Raw genomic sequence first — 21,363 nt, forward strand, 5'->3', positions numbered from 1 at the left:
CCGCGCGCGGCGAAGGTTGCTCCATCGCCGCGAGTCGGTTATAAAAAAACCCTTTCGCGTGGCTTCACGGCCGCCTCCGTTCAATTCATTTGGAGACCTCATCGTGGATCTCGCTTCCGTGCAAACCTTCATCGTCACTCGCGGCATCGACTTCGGCCTGCAGGTCATCGCGTCGATCGCGCTCTGGATCATCGGACGCTGGGCGATCCGGATCGTCACGAACCTGATGGGCAAGCTCATCCGCAGGAGCGGAAAAGTCGACTCGACGCTGTCGCACTATCTGGAATCCGTCGTGAGCGTCTTGCTCACGGTACTGCTGATCCTCGCGATCCTGCAGGTATTCGGCGTGCAGACGACTTCGTTCGCCGCGCTGCTCGCGGGCCTCGGCCTCGCCGTCGGCACCGCGTGGGGCGGCCTGCTCGCGCACTTCGCGGCCGGCGTGTTCATGCAGGTGCTGCGGCCGTTCAAGGTCGGCGACGTGATCTCGGCGGGCGGCGTGACGGGCACCGTCAAGGAGCTGGGCCTCTTCGGCACGACGATCGTCACGGCCGACAACGTCGTCACGCTCGTCGGCAACAACAAGATCTTCTCCGACAACATCGCGAACTACAGCGCGACGCCGACGCGCCGCGTCGATCTGACGGCGAAGATCGCGAACGGCGTCGACGCGGCCGATGCGATCAAGCGGCTGAAGGCGGCGCTCGAGCTGATTCCGAACGTCGTCAAGCATCCGGCGCCCGACGTCGGCGTGCTGTCGTTCACGCCGGAGGGCCCGCTGCTGTTCGTGCGGCCGTCGACGCAGCCCGAGAACTACTGGCAAGTGTATTGCGACACCAATCGCGCGATTCTCGACACGTTCCGCGAAGCCGGCTATCCGACGCCGGAAACGCCGATCTCGCATCGGACCACCGCCGACATCGCGAAGTCCTGACGCTGACGCCGCGACGCGTCGCTGCCGCCCGCGCGCGGCGGCGCTCGCCGCGCGCCCGTCAGCGGTTCGCCTGCGACTTCTGCGCGCCCGGCTTGCGGCGCAGCAGCTTCCACAGCGCGCCGAGCGCGACGGGAATCACCGCCGCGCCGATCCCGACGAGCACGATCACGTTCAGGTAATGGCGAATGAACGGGATGTTGCCGAAGAAGTAGCCGAGGAAGACGAGGAGCAGCACCCAGAGCAGCGCGCCGATCACGTTGAATAGCTGAAAGCGCGCGAAGCTCATCGCCGACGCGCCCGCGACGAACGGCGCGAACGTGCGCACGACCGGGATGAAGCGCGCGAGCACGAGCGTCTTGCCGCCGTGCCGCTCGTAGAAATTGTGGGTCTTCTGCAGCGCGGCGCGATCGAGGAAGCGTTCCAGCCCCGGAATGTGCGTATTGAAGACCTTCGGCCCGATCGCGCGGCCGATCAGATAGTTGACCGTATTGCCGCCCACCGCCGCGACGAGCAGCAGCACGATGAGGCCCGCGAGCGTCATTTCGCCCGTCGCCGCGAACGCGCCCGCGATGAAGAGCAGCGAATCGCCCGGCAGGAACGGGAAGATCACGAGCCCCGTTTCGCAGAAAACGATCAGGAACAGCACCAGATAGACCCAGGCGCCATACTGCCGGATGAAATCGCCGAGAAATGCATCGATGTGCACGACGAGGCTGACGAAATGAAGCAGCGTTTCCAAATGCGTTTCCTTGGTGTCGGTGACGAAGTGAGCGCGCGCCGGCCTCAAAGGGGCCGGAAGCAAAAAAAGCAACGCTGTCATGATACCGAAAGTGCCTTAAGCGACCGTGAAATTTGGCCGACGAGCGGCGTCGCGCACCGAACGCGGCAAGCGGCGCGCCGCGCGGCCTCGCTATAATTCCGCCATGTCCGAATTCACCGATTCCGCCGCGGGCCGCTCGACCGCTTCGCCCGCCGACGCGTCCTCGTCCGCCCTGCGCCGGCTGCGCGCGATCCAGCCGCTGCCCGACCAGTTGATCAGCCAGATCGCGGCGGGCGAAGTGGTCGAGCGCCCCGCGTCCGTCGTCAAGGAGCTCGTCGAGAACGCGCTCGACGCCGGCGCTGGCACGCTGCGCATCCTGCTCGACGAAGGCGGCGTCAAGCGCATCTCGATCACCGACGACGGCTGCGGGATTCCCGCCGACGAGCTGCCGCTCGCGCTGACGCGCCACGCGACGAGCAAGATCCGCTCGCTCGCCGAGCTCGAGGCGGTCGCGACGCTCGGGTTCCGCGGCGAGGCGCTCGCGTCGATCGCGTCGGTCGCCGAGATGTTCATCACGAGCCGCACCGAGGATGCCGCGCACGCGACGCGCATCGACGCGCAGACGGGCGTCGTCGCGCCCGCGGCCGGCACGCGCGGCACGACGATCGAAGTGCGCGAGCTGTACTTCAGCACGCCCGCGCGCCGCAAGTTCCTGAAGAGCGAGCAGACCGAGTTCGGCCATTGCCTCGAAATGATTCGCCGCGCGGCGCTCGCGCGGCCGGACATCGCGATCTCGGTGCTGCACAACGGGCGCGCGGTCGAGCACTGGAACGCGAGCGAGCCCGCGGCGCGCGTCGCGAAGATCCTGGGCGACGGCTTCGCGACCGCCCACCTGCCGCTCGACGAGCGCGCCGGGCCGCTCGCCGTCTACGGCTGCGCGGGGCTGCCGACCGCGAGCCGCGGCCGCGCGGACCAGCAATACTTCTTCGTCAACGGCCGCTTCGTGCGCGACAAGCTGCTCACGCACGCAGTGCGCGCCGCGTATGAGGACGTGCTGCACGGCGACCGCTATCCGTCGTACGTGCTGTTCCTCGACCTGCCGCCGGAAGCCGTCGACGTGAACGTCCATCCGTCGAAGATCGAGGTGCGTTTCCGCGACTCGCGCTCGATCCACCAGTTCGTGTTTCACGCGGTGCAGCGCGCGCTCGCGCGGCATGCGGGCGCGTCGCCCGAGACGACGGTGGGCGGCCACGCCGCGCATCTTGCGCCCGTCGCGCCGGCGTCGGCCGACTCGACGGGCGCGTCGTTCGTTCGCCCTGCCCCCGCGGCAGGCGCGGGCGCCGGCCAGCCCGCGCCCGGCAATACGTGGCTGCGGCAGTCGCGGATGACGCAGGGCACGCTGCCCGTCGCGCAACCGCTCGCGCTGTACGACGCGCTGTTCGGCCGCAAGGACACGGGCGCAGGCACGCCGCACGGCACGACGGGCGCGCTCGAAGCGCACGACGCGGCGGACGCGCCGGATGCGCCGGGCGCCCCGCTCTTCGCAACCGTGCCGGGCGGCGCCGCAGCGCCCGCGTTCTCCGCGGCGGGCGCAGCGGCCCCCGCGATGCACGACGAGCAGCCGCTCGGCTTCGCGGTCGGCCAGATCCACGGCATCTACGTGCTCGCGCAGAACGCGCGCGGCCTTGTGATCGTCGACATGCACGCCGCGCACGAGCGTATCCTGTATGAGCAGTTCAAGCGCGCGCTCGCCGATCGCACGGTTGCCGTGCAGACGCTGCTGATTCCAGTGTCGATGACGGCGACGCCCGTCGAAGTCGGCACGGCGGAAGAAGAGCGCGAAACGCTCGACGCGCTCGGCTTCGATCTCGCGGTGCTGTCGCCGACGACGCTCGCGATCCGCGCCGTGCCCGCGCTCCTGAAGGACGCCGATCTGCAGGCGCTCGCGCGCGCGGTGCTCGCGGATCTGCACGCGTTCGGCGGCTCGCGGGTGCTGACCGAGCGCCAGCACGAGCTGCTCGGCACGCTCGCGTGCCATCACGCGGTGCGCGCGAACCGGCGCCTCACGCTCGACGAGATGAACGCGCTGCTGCGGCAGATGGAGGCGACCGAGCGCGCGGATCAATGCAATCACGGCCGGCCGACCTGGTATCAACTGACGCTCGGCGACCTCGACAAGCTCTTCATGCGCGGCCAATGAGCGAACGCAACGCCGCCTCCGTGCGCACGGTCGCGTGCCTGCTCGGCCCGACCGCGTCCGGCAAGACGGCCGCCGCGCTCGCGCTCGCGGCGCGCCGGCCGATCGAGATCGTCAGCGTGGATTCGGCGCTCGTCTACCGCGGGATGGACATCGGCACCGCGAAGCCGACGCGCGACGAGCGCGCGGCGGTGCCGCATCATCTGATCGACATCGTCGATCCGGCCGACGCGTACTCGGCCGCCGAATTCCGCGCCGATGCGCTGCGCGTCGTCGCCGGGATCGCCGCGCGCGGCCGCACGCCGCTCCTCGCGGGCGGCACGATGCTCTACTACAAGGCGCTGACGCAGGGGCTGAACGATTTGCCCGCGGCCGATCCGGACCTGCGCGCGGCGCTCGACGCCGACGCCGCGCGCGACGGCTGGCCCGCGCTGCACGCGCGCCTCGCGAGCGTCGATCCGGCCACGGCCGCGCGGCTCGCGCCGAACGATTCGCAGCGGGTCCAGCGCGCGCTCGAGGTGTATCTGTTGACGGGGCAGCCGATGTCGGCGCTCCTCGCCGCGCCGCCGCGCGACGACGATACGGCGGCGGGCCTGCGGTTCGTGCCGGTCGCGCTCGAGCCGTCGGATCGCGCCGTGCTGCACGCGCGCATCGCCGCCCGCTTCGACGCGATGCTGGCAGCGGGTTTCATCGACGAAGTCGAGCGCCTGCGCCGGCGCGACGATCTGCATCTCGGGCTGCCGTCGATGCGCTGCGTCGGCTACCGGCAGGCGTGGGAGTATCTCGACGGCGTCACCGACTACCGGACGATGCGCGACAAGGGCGTCTTCGCGACCCGTCAGCTCTGCAAGCGGCAACTCACGTGGCTGCGCGCGATGCCGGAGCGGATCGTCGTCGATTGCTGCGCGCAGGATGCGGCCGAGCGCGCGGTCGACGCGCTCGAGCGGGTGCTCGACGGCCGCGCGCCGGCCTGACGCGCGCCTCGCGGCGCTGCTCGCTGGTCAGGCCGGCGACGCGAGCAGGTTCGCGTCGCGCGACGCTGCGGCGAACGCTGCCTTGTCGAAGGGCGGCCGGCCGGGAACCATGAAGATCGCGTCGTCGGCGATCAGGTACAGTGCCGTCGTCAGGTCGCCGCGACGGCTCGCGACAAACCAGGTCTCGATCAGTTGGCGGATCGCGTGTTCGTCTTCGGACATCGTCGTTCATCCTGTCGACCAGAGTTAGCGCTTTAGCGCTTACTCTGGTCCCATGCTTTGCGGTCGACCAGAGTGAGCGCTTTAGCGCTTACTCGGGTCCCATGCAAAGCTGTCGACCAGAGTTAGCGCTTCGCCCCCCGCCCCCAAGCCCCGCCGCCATCCCCGGAATTCCACGATGAACCGAAAAAAACCGCCCGGATCGATTCCGGGCGGCTTTCGAGATCATCTCGACGGCGCGGCGCGTCAGACCACGACCGTCTGCGCCTCGCCTTCGCGGCTCGCGCGCACGGCGCCGATCTTCCACACCTGCTCGCCCGCATCGGTCAACTGGCGAAGCGCTTCGTCAGCATCGGCGGCCGACACGATCACGGCCATCCCGATCCCGCAGTTGAACACGCGGTGCATCTCCGCATCCGCCACGCCGCCGTGCTGCTGCAGCCACTGGAAGAGCGGCGGCAGCGGCCATGCGTGCTTGTCGAGCTCGGCAGTGAGGCCGTCGCGCAGCACGCGCGGAATGTTCTCGACGAGGCCGCCGCCCGTGATGTGCGCCATCCCCTTCACCGCGATCTTCTCCATCAGCGCGAGGAGCGGCTTCACGTAGATGCGCGTCGGCGCCATCAGCGCGTCGGCGAGCGGGCGGCCGTGGAAATCGGCCGACAGATCCGGATTCGCGCGCTCGATGATCTTGCGCACGAGCGAGAAGCCGTTCGAATGGATGCCGCTCGACGCGAGGCCCAGCACGACGTCGCCCTCGGCGATCGTGCCGCCGTCGATGATCTTGCTCTTCTCGACCGCGCCGACCGCGAAGCCGGCCAGATCGTATTCGCCGTCCGGGTACATGCCCGGCATCTCGGCCGTCTCGCCGCCGATCAGCGCGCAGCCCGCCAGCTCGCAGCCCTGCGCGATGCCCTTGACGACGGTCGCGGCCGTCTCGACGTCGAGCTTGCCGCACGCGAAGTAGTCGAGGAAGAACAGCGGCTCGGCGCCCTGCACGAGGATGTCGTTCACGCTCATCGCGACGAGATCCTGGCCGACCGTGTCGTGTTTGTTCAGATGAAATGCGAGCCTGAGCTTCGTGCCGACCCCGTCCGTGCCCGACACGAGCACGGGCTCGCGATACTTCTTCGGCACTTCGAACAGCGCGCCGAACCCGCCGATGCCGCCGAGCACGCCGTCGCGCAGCGTTTTCTTCGCAAAGGGCTTGATCTTGTCGACGAGCGCGTCGCCCGCGTCGATGTCGACGCCCGCGTCACGGTAGGACAGGCCCTGGGCGTCGGGAGCGGATTTCGGAGGATTCATGGGGGAATGCGAGAAGGTCGGTAAAATGCAATTTTACCCGAAGCCGGCCGGGCGGCCGGAATTCCCCCGCACCGATTCCTCAGGGAAAGCATCTTGCCCCGCGTCATGCCGCAATCGTCACCGTTTTCGCTGTTCGAGCAGCCGCGCAGCCGCCGGCTCCGCGCCGGCCGCCCGCGCGCCACGCGCCCGTTGCGCGCTGGCGTGCGCCGGTCCGCCGCAGGCGGCGCGCCCGGCCACGAAGCCGGCCGCATGCCGACGACACCGCCGCGCCGCCGCCCTTCGGGCACGCAACACCGGACCTGATTCGCACCGTGACTGTATCCCGTCAACTGACGCTCGACCTCGGCACCCCGCCGCCCGCGACGTTCGACAACTTCTACTCGGGCACGAACGCCGAACTCGTCACGCGCCTGCGCGAGCTCGATCTCGCGCTCGCGGCGGGCCCCGTGGCCGACCGCACGTTCTACGTGTGGGGCGAAGCGGGCAGCGGCCGCAGTCACCTGCTGCAGGCGCTCGTGCACGACACGACGTACGGCCACGCGCGCTACGTGAGCCCGCAAGGCGGGCTCGACGCGCTCGCGTTCGATCCGCGCGTGTCGCTGTACGCGGTCGACGATTGCGACGCGCTCAACGACGCGCAGCAGATCGCGCTCTTCAACCTGTTCAACGAAGTGCGCGCACATCCGATGACGGCGCTCGTCGCGGCGGGCCCCGCCGCGCCGCTCGCGCTCGACGTTCGCGAGGACCTGCGCACCCGCCTCGGCTGGGGGCTCGTGTTCCATCTCACGCCGCTCACCGACGAAGGCAAGGTGGCCGTGCTCAAGCATGCGGCGAAGGAGCGCGGCATCGCGCTCGCCGACGACGTGCCGTCGTACCTCCTCACCCATTTCCGCCGCGACATGCCGAGCCTGATGGCGCTCCTCGACGCGCTCGACCGCTTCTCGCTCGAGCAGAAGCGCGCGGTGACGCTGCCGCTGCTGCGCGCGATGCTGGCCGCGCCGGAGCGCGACGAGCCCGCGCCGGGCCGGTTCAAGTAGCTTCAAGTAAAATGCGCATCCATGACTAATTTGGCACTTTTCGACCTGGACCACACGCTGATCCCGACCGACAGCGACCACGAGTGGGGCCGCTTCATGGTCCGGCTCGGCATCGTCGACGCGGACAGCTTCTCGCGTCAGAACGACCGCTTCTACGCCGACTACAAGGCCGGCAAGCTCGACATCCACGCGTACCTGAGCGCGATGCTCACGCCGCTCGCGAAGTATTCGCGCGCGCAGCTCGCGCAGTGGCACGACCAGTACATGCACGAGGTAATCCGGCCGGCGATGCTGCCCGCCGCGATCGAGCTCGTGCGCCGGCATCAGGACGCGGGCGACCTCTGCTGCATCGTCACCGCGACGAACGAATTCATCACGCGTCCGATCGCGACCGCGTTCGGCGTCGACACGCTGATCGCATGCGAAGTGGAAACCGTCGACGGCCATCCGGACTCCGCGTTCACCGGCCGCCCGACGGGCACGCCGAGCTACCGCGAAGGCAAGATCACGCGCACGCAGGCGTGGCTCGCGTCACTCGGCAAGCGCTGGGACGATTTCGACCGCAGCTACTTCTACAGCGATTCGCACAACGACATTCCGCTCCTCGAAAAAGTCACCGACCCGATCGCGACCAATCCCGACGACACGCTGCGCGCATACGCACGCGACCACGGCTGGCGCATCCTCGACCTCTTCCAACCGTCGTGATTAAAAAACTCATCCGCAAGCTGCTCGGGCAGGACGCCCGTACGACGCAAGACGCGCCGCAAGACCCGGCCGCCCCGCTCGAGGCCGAGCCCGCCGCGCCCCCCGCGCCGAGCCGCGCGAAATCCGCGCGCGGCGCCGCGAAGAAGGCCCGCAACGGCGAGCCGGCCATCGTGCACGCCAACGTGCACGGGATCGATCCCGCACTCATCTCGAAAAACGCGATCCGCGTCACCGATACGCTGCAGCAAGCCGGCTTTCGCGCGTTCATCGTCGGCGGCGCGGTGCGCGACCTGTTGCTCGGCATCGCGCCGAAAGACTTCGACGTCGCGACCGACGCGACGCCGACCGAGGTCCAGCGCCTGTTCCGCCGCGCGCGGCTGATCGGCCGGCGCTTCCAGATCGTCCACGTGCAGTTCGGCCAGGAGCTGATCGAGGTGTCGACGTTCCGCGCGCTCGTCGACGCGCCGCAGGAGCCGCCCGCCGACGCCGCGCCCGCGAAGCGCCTGAAGCGCGACGAGCTCGACCGCCGCACGCACGCGGTCGACGCGAGCGGGCGCGTGCTGCGCGACAACGTATGGGGCGAGCAGCACGAGGACGCGGCGCGCCGCGACTTCACGATCAACGCGATGTACTACGACCCGGCGTCGCAGACCGTGCTCGATTACCACGACGGGATGGCCGACATGCGCGCGCGCCTGCTGCGGATGATCGGCGATCCGGCGACGCGCTACCGCGAGGATCCGGTGCGGATGCTGCGCGTCGTGCGCTTCGCGGCGAAGCTCGGCTTCGACATCGAGGAGAAGACGCGCGAGCCGATCAAGGAGCTCGCCGATCTGATCAACAACGTGCCGGCCGCGCGCCTGTTCGACGAGATGCTCAAGCTCCTGCTGTCGGGCCACGCGCTCGCGTGCCTGAAGCAGCTACGCAAGCAGGGGCTGCACCACGGGCTGCTGCCGCTCCTCGACGTCGTGCTCGAGCAGCCGCAGGGCGAGAAGTTCGTCACGCTCGCGCTGAACAACACCGACGCGCGCGTGCGCGCGGGCAAGCCGGTGTCGCCCGGCTTCCTGTTCGCGACGCTCCTCTGGCACGACATGCGCCAGCGCTTCGAGCAGTACGTCGCGAACGGCGAGTACCCGGTCCCCGCGATCAATCGCGCGATGGACGACGTGATCGACATGCAGACCGAGAAGCTCGCGATCCACAAGCGCTATTCGGCCGACATGCGCGAGATCTGGGGATTGCAGTTGCGCCTCGAGAAACGCTCCGGCCGCAGCGCGCTGCGCCTGCTGGAACACCAAAGATTCAGAGCGGGGTATGATTTCCTCCTGTTACGCTGCGAATCCGGCGAGCTCGATCCGGCCGCCGGACAGTGGTGGACGGATTTCATCGACGGCGACGCCGCGGCGCGCGAGGCCCTCCTCACGCAGGGCGGCAGTCGGGACAAGTCGCCCCGCAAGCGGCGCCGCCGCAGCGGACGCAGCCGCCGGACGGCCGACAGCGCCGAGAGCACGGAAGGCGCCGCGCACGGCGAGTCCGACGCGAACGACTGACGCGCTCGCGCCGTCGAACGACGCAGGAAGGAAAGCCATGACGGTTGCTTATCTCGGGCTGGGGGCCAATCTCGGCGACGCGCGCCAGGCCTTGAAGGACGCCGTGGTCTGCCTCGCCCAGCAGCACGCCATTACGGTGCTCGGCAAGTCGAGCCTGTATCGCACGGCGCCCGTCGACGCGGGCGGCGGCGACTACTACAACTGCGCCGTGAAGATCGACACGACGCTCGCCGCGCGCGCGCTGCTCGCGCTCTGCCAGAAAATCGAGCACCACTTCGGCCGCGAGCGGCCGTACCGGAACGCGCCGCGCACGCTCGACATCGACATCCTGCTCTACGGTGAACAGACGATCGACGAACCCGACCTCGTCGTCCCGCATCCGCGCCTGACCGAACGCGCGTTCGCGCTCGTGCCGCTCGTCGAGATCGAGCCGGCGCTCGCCATCCCCGCGCGCGGCCGCGCCGACGGATTCCTCGCCGACGTCGCGCACCAGCGCATCGAGAGGGTCCAGGCCTGCCAGTGCCTCGCGATGCGGGCCGCCGCCGAAAAGAACCGCTGCCGATGAACTCGACACCGCTTACCGTCACCGCCCCCGACTGGCGGCCGCCGTGCCGCTACCTCGCCATCGAAGGGCCGATCGGCGTCGGCAAGACGACGCTCGCGACGCTGCTCGCCGAACGCTGGTCGATGCGGGCGCTCCTCGAGCGCCCGCAGGACAACCCGTTTCTCGAGCGCTTCTATCGCGACACCGCGCGCTACGCGCTGCCGACGCAGCTCGCATTCGCACTGCAGCGCGAACGCCAGGTGCGCGAGATTGCCGCGGCTTGCGAAGCGAACACGCCGATCGTTGCGGATTTCATGCCGCAGAAGAACGAAATCTTCGCGCGGCTCACGCTGCCCGACGACGAATGGCAGTTGTACCGCTCGCTCGCCGCGCATCTCGACGCGCCGACGCCCGCGCCCGACCTCGTCGTCTATCTGCAGGCAAGCCCCGAAGTGCTGTTTTCGCGAATCCAGAAGCGCGGCGAGACGATGGAGCTGCAGATCAGCGACGCGTACCTGCGCTCGCTCTGCGACGCCTACAACGAATTCTTCTATCACTACGACCGCACGCCCGTGCTGACGGTCGCAGCCGAGCACCTGAACCCGCTCGACTCCCCCGACGATCTTGCGCTGCTCGTCGAGCGCATCGCCTCGATGCGCGGGCGCAAGGAATTCTTCGTCAAGGGCGGCAGCGCGCGCTGACGAACGCGCGCGGCGTCGCCGATCGCGACGCCGCCCTTTTCCTCACCATCGAATCGGACCTCCCATGACCTACCTTCAGGAATCCAGCCGACCGGCCGTGACGGTACCCAAGCTGCAGGCGATGCGTGAAGCCGGCGAGAAGATCGCGATGCTCACCTGCTACGACGCGAGCTTCGCCGCCCTCCTCGATCGCGCGGACGTCGACGTGCTGCTGATCGGCGATTCGCTCGGCAACGTGCTGCAGGGCCAGACGACGACGCTGCCTGTCACGCTCGATGAAATCGCGTACCACACCGCATGCGTCGCGCGTGCGCAGCCGCGCGCGCTCGTCGTCGCGGACCTGCCGTTCGGCACCTACGGCACGCCCGCCGATGCGTTCGCAAGCGCGGTGAAGCTGATGCGCGCGGGCGCGCAGATGGTCAAGCTCGAAGGCGGCGAATGGCTCGCCGAAACGGTGCGCTTCCTCGTCGAACGAGCGGTGCCCGTGTGCGCGCACGTCGGCCTCACGCCGCAGTCGGTGCACGCGTTCGGCGGCTTCAAGGTGCAGGGCAAGACGGAAGCGAGCGCCGCGCAATTGCTGCGCGATGCGCGCGCGGCCGATGACGCCGGCGCGCAACTCATCGTGCTCGAGGCGGTGCCGACGCTCGTCGCGGCCGAGGTCACGCGCGAGCTGTCGATCCCGACGATCGGCATCGGCGCGGGCATCGAATGCTCGGGCCAGGTGCTCGTGCTGCACGACATGCTCGGCGTGTTCCCCGGCAAGCGGCCACGCTTCGTCAAGGATTTCATGCAGGGGCAGCCGAGCATCTTCGCGGCCGTCGAGGCCTACGTGCGCGCGGTGAAGGACGGCAGCTTCCCCGGGCCCGAGCATTCGTTCTGAGCGCGCGGCCAGCCGATTCCGGGCGGCGGCTTCGGTCGCATGCGAAGTCCGCTGCCCGTCGCGAAGTTCGAAAAAAAGCGGCATCCGGCGTATGCGGATGCCGCTTTTTTTCAGGTCTCGACGTCGTGACGCGAGAGGCGCGCGTGTCGGTTCGTGACGGGCGCGCCTATCGCCCCGCCGCCGCTTCGCCCGCCCGCACGAGCCGGGCGGGCACTGCGCCGCGCAGCGCGTTCGTCAGCATCAGCGCGTCGGCGCGCAGCACGTCGCCGAGCGTCATCACGCGCTCGGACGCCTGCCATGCCGGATCGTCGAGCAGCGCGCCGCGCATCACGCCCGGCAGCACGCCCGACGACAGCGGCGGCGTGAACCAGCGCCCGTCCAGCTTCACGAACACGTTCGTGCGCCCGCCTTCCGTCAATTCGCCGCGCTCGTTGAAGAACAGCATGTCGAACGCGCCGCGCGCCTGCGCGTCCTTCCACGCGCGATCGTAATCGGCGCGGCGCGTCGTCTTGTGCGCGAGCAGGAAATCGCCCGAGCGCATCGGCGCGAAACCGTGCTCGGGCGCGAGCAGCACGGCAAGCGCATCGCCCGCGAGCGGCGCGAGCGGCGCGGCTGCGATTTCGAGCGCGCCGTCCTTCGCAAGCGCGACGCGAAGGCGATGCTCGCCGTCGGCGAGCTGCGCGCAGCGCGCGTCGATGCGCAGCTTCGCAGCCGGCTCGTCGAACGCGAAGCCGAGCGCGTCGGCGCTCGAACGCAACCGCGCAAAATGGCGATCGAGATGACGCACGCCGACGGTGCGCGTCGCGTGCATCGTCTCGAACAACTGGAAGCCGGGATCGGCATCGGTCAGGAAACGTGCCTTCAATTCGCACTCCGCGTATTCGTCGGCGGCGACGCTGTCGAGCACGATCCCCGCGCCGACGCCCATCGTGCCCCGCCTGTCGCCGTCGGCCGAAGGCGCGCCGAGCGTCAGCGTGCGGATCGCGACCGACAGGCGGAAGTCGCCGCACGCGTTGGCCGGGCCCGCGCTCACCGTGCGGACGCGCTTCGATGCGTGCTCCGGCGCATGTTCCGATGCGGCTTCGCCCGCGCGGGCGTCGTCCGCGCCGCCGTCCGAACGCGCATCGAGCCAGCCGATCGCGCCCGTGTAGAGCCCGCGCGGCGTCGTCTCGATCGCGTCGATCAATTGCATCGTCCTGTGCTTCGGCGCGCCCGTGATCGAGCCGCACGGGAAGAGCGCGCGCAGCACGTCGGCGAACGTCGCGCCTTCGACGATGCCCGCCTCGACTGTCGACGTCATCTGCCACACCGACGCATACGGCTCGACCGAGAACAGCGCCGGCACCGTCACCGAGCCGGTGCGCGCGATGCGCGCGAGGTCGTTGCGCAGCAGATCGACGATCATCACGTTCTCGGCGCGGTTCTTCGCATCGTTCGCGAGAAACCGGGCGGCGGCCGCGTCCTCGCGCGGATCGTCCGAGCGAGGCGCGGTGCCCTTCATCGGCCGGGCGCGCAGCAGCGCGCCCGACTTCTCGACGAACAGCTCGGGCGAACACGACACGACCCACGCGTCGCCCGGCAGCGCAATCAGCGCGCCGTAGCGCACCGGCTGGCGCGCGCGCAGGCGACGGTACAGCGCGAGCGGCGCGCCGAACGCGTCGAAGTGCAGCCGGTACGTGTAGTTGATCTGATACGAATCGCCCGCGCGCAGCGCGTCGTGCACGGCGGCGATCGCCGCGTCGAACGCATCGCGCGCGATGCTCTTCGTCACGTGCGCGACGCCCGCCGGCGACGGCTCGGCCAGGCCGCCGTCGCGCGCAGCGAGCCACGCGTCGACTTCGTCGCGCGACAGCGTCGCGCATTCGGAGAACAGCAGAAAACGCAGCGCGCCGCCGCCGCCGTGCGTGCCGAGCTGCAAGTCGCGCCCGAATTCGTAATCGCCGAGCACGACCGCATGCAGCCCGCGCCGCGCATCGTCCGCGACGGCCGCGCACACCGCGTCGAGCCCGGCTGGGCCGGCGCAGACGCGCTCGTGCGAGAAGCCCAAATACAAACGACTCGACCGCGCCGCCGCGGTCGAGTCGCAATCGTCGAAGAGCGCGAAAACCGCGCCCGTTTCGTCAGTCATCCTGCATCACCTGCGCGCTGCCGCCGTTGCGTCACTCGAAGAAGCTCTTCACCCGATCGAACCAGCTCTTGCTCTGCGGGCTGTGACGCGGGCCGCCTTCCGCGAGCGATTTCTCGAACTGCTTGAGCAAATCGCGCTGCTGCTCGGTGAGCTTCACGGGCGTCTCGACCTGCACGTGCACGTACAGATCGCCTGCGATGCTCGAGCGCAGCCCCTTGACGCCCTTGCCGCGCAAACGGAACGTCTTGCCCGACTGCGTGCCTTCCGCCACCGTGAACGATGCGCGGCCGGCGAGCGTCGGCACTTCGATCTCGCCGCCCAGCGCGGCCGTCGTGAACGGAATCGGCATCTGGCAGTGCAGATCGTCGCCGTCGCGCTCGAACACCGGGTGCGGCTTGATGTGGATCTCGACGTACAGGTCGCCGGACGGCCCGCCGTTGATGCCCGGCTCGCCGTTGCCGGCCGAGCGGATTCGCATGCCGTCGTCGATGCCCGCCGGAATCTTCACTTCGAGCGTCTTGGTTTCCTTCACCTTGCCCGAGCCGTGGCAGTGCACGCACGGCTCCGGGATGTAGGTGCCGGTGCCGTGGCACTTCGGGCAGGTCTGCTGGATGCTGAAGAAGCCCTGGGACATCCGCACCGTGCCCTGGCCGTGACAGGTCGGGCAGGTTTCCGGCTTCGTGCCCGGCTTCGCGCCCGAGCCGTGACAGACGCCGCACGACGCCCAGCTCGGCACGCGGATCTGCGTGTCGTAGCCGTGCGCCGCCTGCTCGAGCGTGATCTCCATGCTGTAGCGCAGGTCCGCGCCGCGATACACCTGCGGGCCGCCGCGCCCGCGGCCGCCGCCCGCCGCCGCCTGGCCGAAAATGTCGCCGAAGATGTCGCCGAACGCATCGGCGAAGCCGCCGAAGCCTTGCGCGCCGGCCGCCCCCATGTTCGGATCGACGCCCGCGTGGCCGTACTGGTCGTAAGCCGCACGCTTCTGGCTATCCGACAGCATTTCATAGGCTTCCTTCGCTTCCTTGAAATGCTCTTCCGCATTCTTGCTGTCCGGATTGCGGTCGGGGTGGTACTTCATCGCGAGCTTGCGATATGCCTTCTTGATTTCGTCGTCGCTCGCGTTCTTCGCGACGCCCAGAACCTCGTAGTAATCCCGTTTCGCCATATCGTTTCAATGCCGCCGCGCGAAGCGCGCGCAACGGCTCCTCTCGCTTCCATTAAGTCTTGCGACTGGTTGAGCGCCGCGCCCGCCGGCCCGCAGAAGCCGGCCGGCGCGGCGCTCGCCATAAAACAAATGTGCCCGGAGAGCCGCGAGGCCCGCCAGGCGCAAGTATGATCCGCCAATTCGGCAGTGAAGAAACGGACCCGGAAAAACCGCGCCGCGCACCCCGATCGGGGGTGCCCGGCGCGGTCGACCGCGACCCGGCTTCAGTCCTTCTTCACTTCCTTGAAGTCGGCGTCGACGACGTCGTCCACCGTCTGCGCGCCGCCCTGCGCCGCACCGTCTGCCGCCGCACCGGCCGCGCCCGCGGCGCCTGCCTGCTGCGCCTGCATGTCGGCGTACATCTTCTCGCCGAGCTTCTGCGACGACGTCGCGACCGCTTCGATCTTCGCGTCGATCGCCGCCTTGTCGCTCGACGCGTTCTTCAGCACGTCCTCGAGTTCCTTGAGCGCCGCTTCGATCTTCTCCTTCTCGCCCGCCTCCAGCTTGTCGCCGTACTCGGTGAGCGCCTTCTTCGTGCTGTGCACGAGCGCGTCGCCCTGGTTGCGGGATTCGGCGAGCTCGCGCAGCTTGTGGTCTTCCGCCGCGTTCGCTTCCGCGTCCTTCACCATCTTCTCGATCTCGGCTTCGGACAGGCCCGAGTTCGCCTTGATCGTGATCTTGTTTTCCTTGCCGGTCGCCTTGTCCTTCGCGCCGACGTGCAGGATGCCGTTCGCGTCGATGTCGAAGGTCACTTCGATCTGCGGCACGCCGCGCGGCGCGGGCGGGATGCCTTCGAGGTTGAACTCGCCGAGCAGCTTGTTGCCCGCCGCCATCTCGCGTTCGCCCTGGAACACCTTGATCGTCACGGCGCCCTGGTTGTCGTCCGCCGTCGAATACACCTGCGAGTGCTTCGTCGGGATCGTCGTGTTCTTGTTGATCATCTTCGTCATCACGCCGCCCAACGTCTCGATGCCGAGCGACAGCGGGGTCACGTCGAGCAGCAGCACGTCCTTGCGGTCGCCCGAGAGCACCTGGCCCTGGATCGCCGCGCCGACGGCGACGGCTTCGTCCGGGTTCACGTCGCGGCGCGGCTCCTTGCCGAAGAACTCCTTCACCTTCTCCTGGACCTTCGGCATGCGCGTCTGGCCGCCGACGAGAATCACGTCGTCGATGTCCGACACCTTGACGCCCGCGTCCTTGATCGCGATGCGGCACGGCTCGATCGTGCGCTCGACGAGCTCCTCGACGAGCGCCTCGAGCTTCGCGCGCGTGACCTTCAGGTTCAGGTGCTTCGGGCCCGACGCGTCGGCCGTGATGTACGGCAGGTTGATTTCGGTCTGCTGGCTCGACGAAAGCTCGATCTTCGCCTTTTCGGCGGCTTCCTTCAGGCGCTGCAGCGCGAGCACGTCCTTCGAGAGGTCGACGCCCTGCTCCTTCTTGAACTCGCCGATGATGTAATCGATGATGCGCTGGTCGAAGTCCTCGCCGCCGAGGAACGTGTCGCCGTTCGTCGACAGCACTTCGAACTGCATCTCGCCGTCGACATCCGCGATCTCGATGATCGACACGTCGAACGTGCCGCCGCCGAGGTCATACACGGCGATCTTGCGGTCGCCCTTCTCGGCCTTGTCGAGGCCGAACGCGAGCGCGGCGGCCGTCGGCTCGTTGATGATCCGCTTGACTTCGAGGCCGGCGATGCGGCCCGCGTCCTTCGTCGCCTGGCGCTGGCTGTCGTTGAAGTACGCCGGCACCGTGATCACGGCTTCCGTGACCGGCTCGCCGAGGTAATCCTCAGCGGTTTTCTTCATCTTGCGCAGCACTTCGGCCGACACTTGCGGCGGCGCGAGCTTCTCGCCGTGGGCTTGGACCCATGCGTCGCCGTTATCCGCCTTGATGATCGAGTACGGCATCAGGCCGATGTCCTTCTGCACTTCCTTCTCTTCGAAGCGGCGGCCGATCAGGCGCTTGACCGCGAAGAGCGTGTTCTTCGGGTTCGTCACCGATTGACGCTTGGCAGGCGCGCCGACGAGCACTTCGTTGTCGTCCATGTACGCGATGATCGACGGCGTCGTGCGTGCGCCTTCCGAGTTCTCGATGACCTTGACCTGGTTGCCTTCCATGATCGCAACGCACGAGTTCGTGGTGCCGAGGTCAATACCGATGATCTTTCCCATTTTTTCCTAATCTCCAGAAATCCTTGTTCGCTGCGGCATCGGCGGGTGGCTGCCCGCCTGGCCGCGCCAGATTCGACTCTGCACTCGAAATGAGTGCGGCCGCATCGTTTTCAAGACCCTGAAAGCGATGCGGCCATTAAATTTTTTCAATCGGCCGGGCGGCCCGCTTCGTCCACAGCGGCGCGCGAGCGCGAGCCCGGCGTCGAGGTTCGCGGCGTCCAGCTCCTGCATGTCGAACGCCGCGAACGCGGTCGCGTCGACGCCCGTGCCCGCTATCGCCGCCGCCCCTTACTTCGGCTGCGAGACCGTCACAAGCGCCGGGCGCAGCACGCGGTCGGCGATCGTGTAGCCCTTCTGCAATACGGCGACGACCGTGTTCGGCTCCTGGTCGGCCGGCACCATCGAGATCGCCTGGTGCAGGTGCGGATCGAACTTCTCGCCGACCGGATTGAGCGCCGCGACGCGGCCCTTCTCGAGCGCGCTCGTCAATTGGCGCAGCGTCAGCTCGACGCCCTCGCGGACCTTCGCGAGATCGCCGGACGTGTCGCCCACCGCCGCCTCGAGGCTGTCGAGCACGGGCAGCAGGTGTTCGGCGAAATTCTCGATCGCGAACTTGTGCGCCTTCGCGACGTCTTCCTGCGCGCGGCGGCGCACGTTCTCGGTTTCCGCCTTCGCGCGCAGGAAGCTCTCCTGCAGCTCGGCGATCTTGGCTTGAGCCTCGGCGAGCGCGGCTTCGGCAGCCGGCTCCGCGTTTTCCGCGGCCTGCGCCTCGCGACCGGTTTCCTCAGTCGTTTGGTCAGTCGGGTTCTCTTGCGTGTTTTCCATATCGCTAGAAAGTCGATTTAGAGGTTAAAGCCAAAACGGCAGCCGGTTTCGCGCCTGTTCGCGCAAACGGCCGGCGCCGCACAATATCGGTGCAAATGGGGCCTCGGGCAGTGATTTCAAGAGGGGATTCCGGCGCCGCCGCGCCCCTGCCGGCGGCGTCGCGCCGCGACGCGGTGCACGGCGGGCGACAAGCCCGGATTCGGGCCGAAACGGCCTGTAACAACCCTTACCGACCGTTCGCTGGATCGCAACAGTCCACTGAACTACACTTGCGACAAGCGCGTCGGGAACCGCGTATACCCTGCCCCGACAGCGCCCGACACCGGACCCAAGGCCCTTTCACCCGTCTTCTCGAGGGGGAGTACCGTGAAACTGACCTTCGCTATTTCGGCAGTCGCGCTGGTACTCATCGCCGGCACGACAACCATCTGCCTATCTGGCGCCGTCACCGAACGCACGACGGAATACGGCGGCGCTCGCGCGACGTTCGATCAACTGTTCAGCCCCCATTCGAAAATCTGTCGATGATCCGGCGGTCCCGCTTCGTCGGCCGCCCGTGCAGTTCGGCCGACGGCTCCCGGAAATGCCGGCGCCGCTCGAGCTCGGCAACGCGCTTCGCCCGCCCCGCTTCCGTCTCCGCGTAGAGCGTCTGCGCGACGCTCGCCGGCCCGCGCACGTCGCACACGCCGAGCACGTCGACTTCCCAGACGACATGCTCGATCGTCACGTCGACCCGGTCGCCGACGCGCACTTCCTTCGCCGGCTTGACGGCCGCGCCGCCGATCTTCACCCGCCCTTTCTCGACGGCGTCGGCCGCGAGCGAGCGGGTCTTGAAAAAGCGCGCGGCCCAGAGCCACTTGTCGATGCGCAGCCGCGCGCCGGGTGCAGTCGAAATCTTGAAATTCATGGCAATCAGGTCACGGCTTCCGGCGCCGTCGCGACGCGCACCGGCCAGCCTTGCAGGTTTTCGGCGGCGATCTCGCCGAGCGCCGCGATCCACGCGGGCGACGCGTTCAGGCACGGAATCCGGTGGAACTCCTTGCCGCCGCCGTGCAGGAACTCGTCGCGCCCCTCGATTCCGATCTCCTCGATCGTCTCGAGGCAGTCGGCGGTGAAGCCGGGGCAGAACACGTCCGCGCGCCGCACGCCCGCCGTGCCGAGCTCCTTGAGGGTCGGCGCCGTATAAGGCTGCAGCCACTCGGCCTTGCCGAAGCGCGACTGGAACGTGACCCGGCACTCGAACGTCGTCAGGCCGAGCGCGGACATCAAGAGCGCGGCCGTCTGCTGGCATTGATCGTGGTAAGGATCGCCGAGATCGAGCGTGCGCTTCGGCACGCCGTGAAAGCTCAGCACGAGCTTGTCACCCGACTCGAATGCCGGCCGGCGATGCGCCGCCCAATACTGGCGGACCTGCTCGGCGAGCGCGTGGACATAGGCCGGGTGATCCGCGTAGTGGCGCACCGTGCGCACCTCCGGCTGGTTGCGCATCCGGCCGAGCGCGGCGAACGCCGCATCGAACGCGGTGGCCGTGGTCGACGACGAATATTGCGGGTACATCGGCAGCAGCAGCACGCGCTCGGCGCCCGCGCGCTTCAGTTGCGCGAGCATGTCGGCGATGCTCGGCGTGCCGTAGCGCATCGCGTAGTCGACGATCACCCGGTAGCCGTTCGCCGCGAACAGCGGCTTCACGCTCTCGACCTGGCGCTCCGTATGGACGCGCAGCGGCGAGCCCTCGGGCAGCCAGACGGCCGCGTACTTCTTCGCGGACGCGCGGCTGCGCAGCGGCAGGATCAGCGTGCGCAGGATCAACTGCCAGACGAACTGCGGGATCTCGACGACGCGCGGGTCGGACAGGAACTGCGCAAGATAGCGGCGCACCGCGCGCGGCGTCGGCTCGTCGGGCGTGCCGAGATTGACGAGCAGCACGGCGACGCGGTGGGCGGCCGACGCGTGCGACGGCGGTTCGAGGTCAAAACGCATGGAAAGAGCGTGCCGGGGCACCGAATCGAACGTCACTCATTATAGCGGGGCGGCCCGGCGCCACCAGTCGGCCGTCCGGCCGATTGCGCGGCGCCCGGTGGAGCGGCACGATGCCGATGACGGATTCGAGCGGGAAAAAACGGCGTCCGACGCCGCAAAAGCGTGAAGAAAAGTATGAAGAAACGGCGATGAAAGGCGGACGGAACCGGTTACTGCTGACTGAGCGTCAACGACAGGAGGCGCGCGGTGATGTCGACGATCGGAATCACACGGTTGTACGCCATCCGCGTCGGGCCGATCACGCCGAGCGTGCCGACGATCTGGCCGTTGACCTCGTACGGCGCGGTCACGACGCTCATCTCGTCGATCGGCACGAGCGTCGATTCGCCGCCGATGAAGATCTGCACGCCTTGCGCGTGGCTCGACACGTCGAGCAGTTGCAGCAGGCTCGTCTTCTGGTCGAACACGTCGAACAGCTTGCGCAGGCGCGCCATGTCGGACGACAGATCCGCCACTTCGAGCAGGTTGCGCTCGCCGGAGATCAGCACGGTCTCCTCGTCGTCGGGCTCCTCGGTGCTCGCCGTGACGGCCGCGTGCATCAGCGCCGTCATGTCGCCGCGCAGTTGGTCGATTTCCTCGCGCAGCCGGCGGCGCACCTCGTCGAACGACAGGCCGGCGAAGTGCGCGTTGATGTAGTTCGACGCCTCGGTGAGCTGCGCGGGCGAGTAGTCGCGCTGCGTCGCGATCATGCGGTTCTGCACGTCGCCTTCGGGCGTCACGATGATGAGGAGGATTCGCTTGTCGGACAGGCGCAGGAACTCGATCTGCTTGAACACGTGGCTGCGGCGCGGCGTCAGCACGACGCCCGCGAACTGCGACAGGTTCGACAGCACGCTCGCCGCGGCCGCGACGACCTTCTGCTGCGGCTCGCCCGCCTGCAGCGTGGTCTGTACGAGCCGCGTGACGGCGTCGGAATCGATCGGCGACTCGACGGTCAGCATCGTGTCGACGAACAGGCGATAGCCGCGCGGCGTCGGCACCCGCCCCGCCGACGTGTGGGGGCTCGACACGAGGCCGAGCTCCTCCAGGTCGGACATCACGTTGCGGATCGTCGCCGGGCTCAGCTCGAGCCCGGAATAACGGGACAACGTGCGCGACCCGACCGGCTGACCGTCGGCGATATACCGCTCGATCAGCGTCTTGAGGAGGGTTCGTGCGCGTGGATCTAACATGATGGAAAATTTTAGCG

The 21,363-nt window shown here is 68.4% G+C and carries 19 protein-coding genes and 2 pseudogenes; 10 read left to right on the plus strand and 11 right to left on the minus strand.

From position 1 onward, the window contains the following. The first annotated feature begins 103 nt into the window (after window positions 1-103). A complete protein-coding gene (locus tag WS92_RS25435; protein WP_006025381.1) occupies window positions 104-931 on the plus strand; it encodes a mechanosensitive ion channel family protein in 828 nt (275 codons plus the stop codon). A gap of 58 nt (window positions 932-989) precedes the next feature. On the opposite strand, the gene WS92_RS25440 is transcribed toward WS92_RS25435, so the two are convergent. Further along, a complete protein-coding gene (locus tag WS92_RS25440) occupies window positions 990-1,670 on the minus strand; it encodes a DedA family protein (RefSeq protein WP_009913482.1) in 681 nt (226 codons plus the stop codon). 184 nt (window positions 1,671-1,854) lie between these two features. On the opposite strand from WS92_RS25440, the gene mutL reads away from it, so the two are divergent. Both mutL and miaA read left to right on the plus strand, forming a co-directional pair. Next, a complete protein-coding gene (gene mutL / locus WS92_RS25445) occupies window positions 1,855-3,891 on the plus strand; it encodes a DNA mismatch repair endonuclease MutL (RefSeq protein ID WP_059930952.1) in 2,037 nt (678 codons plus the stop codon). Beyond that, window positions 3,888-4,862, plus strand: coding sequence for a tRNA (adenosine(37)-N6)-dimethylallyltransferase MiaA (gene miaA / locus WS92_RS25450; RefSeq protein WP_059930954.1), 975 nt, complete (start codon window positions 3,888-3,890; stop codon window positions 4,860-4,862). Before mutL ends, miaA begins: the two co-directional genes overlap by 4 nt. Window positions 4,863-4,892: 30 nt before the next feature. Here the strand turns inward: miaA and WS92_RS25455 are convergent. After that, window positions 4,893-5,084, minus strand: a pseudogene (locus WS92_RS25455) (DUF4440 domain-containing protein); the annotation flags it as partial. Window positions 5,085-5,327: 243 nt separating this feature from the next. Next, the gene (purM, locus tag WS92_RS25460) at window positions 5,328-6,383 is read right to left on the minus strand and encodes a phosphoribosylformylglycinamidine cyclo-ligase (protein ID WP_006025376.1); all 1,056 of its coding nucleotides are present in this window, start codon (window positions 6,381-6,383) and stop codon (window positions 5,328-5,330) included. A gap of 311 nt (window positions 6,384-6,694) precedes the next feature. Between purM and hda the strand changes: the two genes are divergently transcribed. The 6 genes from hda to panB all read left to right on the plus strand — a co-directional run bounded on the left by hda (window position 6,695) and on the right by panB (window position 11,803). Continuing rightward, on the plus strand, window positions 6,695-7,420 hold the full coding sequence (hda, locus tag WS92_RS25470) for a DnaA regulatory inactivator Hda (protein ID WP_006025374.1): 726 nt from the start codon (window positions 6,695-6,697) through the stop codon (window positions 7,418-7,420). Between the two features lie 21 nt (window positions 7,421-7,441). Continuing rightward, entirely contained in the window at window positions 7,442-8,128 is a 687-nt protein-coding gene (locus WS92_RS25475; protein WP_006025373.1) for a histidinol-phosphatase, read from the plus strand. Next, entirely contained in the window at window positions 8,125-9,678 is a 1,554-nt protein-coding gene (gene pcnB, locus WS92_RS25480; RefSeq protein WP_059930957.1) for a polynucleotide adenylyltransferase PcnB, read from the plus strand. The genes WS92_RS25475 and pcnB overlap by 4 nt, the downstream gene beginning before the upstream one ends. A 37-nt stretch (window positions 9,679-9,715) precedes the next feature. Next, window positions 9,716-10,243 carry a 2-amino-4-hydroxy-6-hydroxymethyldihydropteridine diphosphokinase gene (folK, locus tag WS92_RS25485; protein ID WP_006025371.1) on the plus strand — a complete coding sequence of 176 codons (528 nt, stop codon included), beginning with the start codon at window positions 9,716-9,718 and terminating at the stop codon, window positions 10,241-10,243. Continuing rightward, window positions 10,240-10,923: a deoxynucleoside kinase gene (locus WS92_RS25490; protein WP_059931137.1), complete on the plus strand. Its 684-nt coding sequence runs from the start codon at window positions 10,240-10,242 to the stop codon at window positions 10,921-10,923. The genes folK and WS92_RS25490 overlap by 4 nt, the downstream gene beginning before the upstream one ends. 64 nt (window positions 10,924-10,987) lie before the next feature. Beyond that, window positions 10,988-11,803 (plus strand): 3-methyl-2-oxobutanoate hydroxymethyltransferase, encoded by an 816-nt coding sequence (panB, locus tag WS92_RS25495; protein ID WP_006025369.1) that lies wholly within the window; start codon window positions 10,988-10,990, stop codon window positions 11,801-11,803. Between the two features lie 166 nt (window positions 11,804-11,969). On the opposite strand, the gene WS92_RS25500 is transcribed toward panB, so the two are convergent. The 5 genes and pseudogenes from WS92_RS25500 to grpE form a co-directional block, all read right to left on the minus strand. Next, window positions 11,970-13,931 (minus strand): chorismate-binding protein, encoded by a 1,962-nt coding sequence (locus WS92_RS25500; RefSeq protein WP_015602361.1) that lies wholly within the window; start codon window positions 13,929-13,931, stop codon window positions 11,970-11,972. Window positions 13,932-13,962: 31 nt separating this feature from the next. Continuing rightward, the gene (gene dnaJ / locus WS92_RS25505; protein WP_059930960.1) at window positions 13,963-15,096 is read right to left on the minus strand and encodes a molecular chaperone DnaJ; all 1,134 of its coding nucleotides are present in this window, start codon (window positions 15,094-15,096) and stop codon (window positions 13,963-13,965) included. Window positions 15,097-15,359: 263 nt separating this feature from the next. After that, on the minus strand, window positions 15,360-17,309 hold the full coding sequence (dnaK, locus tag WS92_RS25510) for a molecular chaperone DnaK (protein WP_009913494.1): 1,950 nt from the start codon (window positions 17,307-17,309) through the stop codon (window positions 15,360-15,362). Between the two features lie 183 nt (window positions 17,310-17,492). Further along, window positions 17,493-17,585: pseudogene (locus WS92_RS33350) on the minus strand (thioredoxin); the annotation flags it as partial. A 12-nt stretch (window positions 17,586-17,597) separates the two neighbouring features. Beyond that, entirely contained in the window at window positions 17,598-18,134 is a 537-nt protein-coding gene (gene grpE, locus WS92_RS25515; protein WP_059930962.1) for a nucleotide exchange factor GrpE, read from the minus strand. A 366-nt stretch (window positions 18,135-18,500) separates the two neighbouring features. Between grpE and WS92_RS35970 the strand changes: the two genes are divergently transcribed. Continuing rightward, window positions 18,501-18,662: a hypothetical protein gene (locus WS92_RS35970; RefSeq protein ID WP_009913495.1), complete on the plus strand. Its 162-nt coding sequence runs from the start codon at window positions 18,501-18,503 to the stop codon at window positions 18,660-18,662. Here WS92_RS35970 and WS92_RS25520 read toward each other — a convergent pair. From WS92_RS25520 to hrcA, 3 genes are all read right to left on the minus strand, one after another. Then, complete coding sequence (locus tag WS92_RS25520) at window positions 18,634-19,041, minus strand: RNA-binding S4 domain-containing protein (RefSeq protein WP_006025363.1); 408 nt, start codon at window positions 19,039-19,041, stop codon at window positions 18,634-18,636. The two genes, WS92_RS35970 and WS92_RS25520, sit on opposite strands and share 29 nt — an antisense overlap. A gap of 5 nt (window positions 19,042-19,046) precedes the next feature. Next, complete coding sequence (gene hemH, locus WS92_RS25525; protein WP_059930964.1) at window positions 19,047-20,114, minus strand: ferrochelatase; 1,068 nt, start codon at window positions 20,112-20,114, stop codon at window positions 19,047-19,049. 209 nt (window positions 20,115-20,323) lie between these two features. After that, on the minus strand, window positions 20,324-21,346 hold the full coding sequence (hrcA, locus tag WS92_RS25530) for a heat-inducible transcriptional repressor HrcA (protein ID WP_009913496.1): 1,023 nt from the start codon (window positions 21,344-21,346) through the stop codon (window positions 20,324-20,326). Between the last annotated feature and the right edge of the window lie 17 nt (window positions 21,347-21,363).

The organism is Burkholderia sp. MSMB1588, from assembly GCF_001546925.1.
Classification (GTDB): domain Bacteria; phylum Pseudomonadota; class Gammaproteobacteria; order Burkholderiales; family Burkholderiaceae; genus Burkholderia; species Burkholderia humptydooensis.

Excerpts from the sequence above, each read along its gene's own strand:
- WS92_RS25520 (WP_006025363.1), bottom strand. The coding sequence starts at position 19,041 with ATGAATTTCAAGATTTCGACTGCACCCGGCGCGCGGCTGCGCATCGAC.
- folK (WP_006025371.1), top strand. The coding sequence starts at position 9,716 with ATGACGGTTGCTTATCTCGGGCTGGGGGCCAATCTCGGCGACGCGCGC.
- WS92_RS25500 (WP_015602361.1), bottom strand. The coding sequence starts at position 13,931 with ATGACTGACGAAACGGGCGCGGTTTTCGCGCTCTTCGACGATTGCGAC.
- panB (WP_006025369.1), top strand. The coding sequence starts at position 10,988 with ATGACCTACCTTCAGGAATCCAGCCGACCGGCCGTGACGGTACCCAAG.
- dnaK (WP_009913494.1), bottom strand. The coding sequence starts at position 17,309 with ATGGGAAAGATCATCGGTATTGACCTCGGCACCACGAACTCGTGCGTT.
- purM (WP_006025376.1), bottom strand. The coding sequence starts at position 6,383 with ATGAATCCTCCGAAATCCGCTCCCGACGCCCAGGGCCTGTCCTACCGT.
- grpE (WP_059930962.1), bottom strand. The coding sequence starts at position 18,134 with ATGGAAAACACGCAAGAGAACCCGACTGACCAAACGACTGAGGAAACC.
- miaA (WP_059930954.1), top strand. The coding sequence starts at position 3,888 with ATGAGCGAACGCAACGCCGCCTCCGTGCGCACGGTCGCGTGCCTGCTC.
- WS92_RS25475 (WP_006025373.1), top strand. The coding sequence starts at position 7,442 with ATGACTAATTTGGCACTTTTCGACCTGGACCACACGCTGATCCCGACC.
- hrcA (WP_009913496.1), bottom strand. The coding sequence starts at position 21,346 with ATGTTAGATCCACGCGCACGAACCCTCCTCAAGACGCTGATCGAGCGG.
- mutL (WP_059930952.1), top strand. The coding sequence starts at position 1,855 with ATGTCCGAATTCACCGATTCCGCCGCGGGCCGCTCGACCGCTTCGCCC.
- dnaJ (WP_059930960.1), bottom strand. The coding sequence starts at position 15,096 with ATGGCGAAACGGGATTACTACGAGGTTCTGGGCGTCGCGAAGAACGCG.
- WS92_RS25490 (WP_059931137.1), top strand. The coding sequence starts at position 10,240 with ATGAACTCGACACCGCTTACCGTCACCGCCCCCGACTGGCGGCCGCCG.
- hemH (WP_059930964.1), bottom strand. The coding sequence starts at position 20,114 with ATGCGTTTTGACCTCGAACCGCCGTCGCACGCGTCGGCCGCCCACCGC.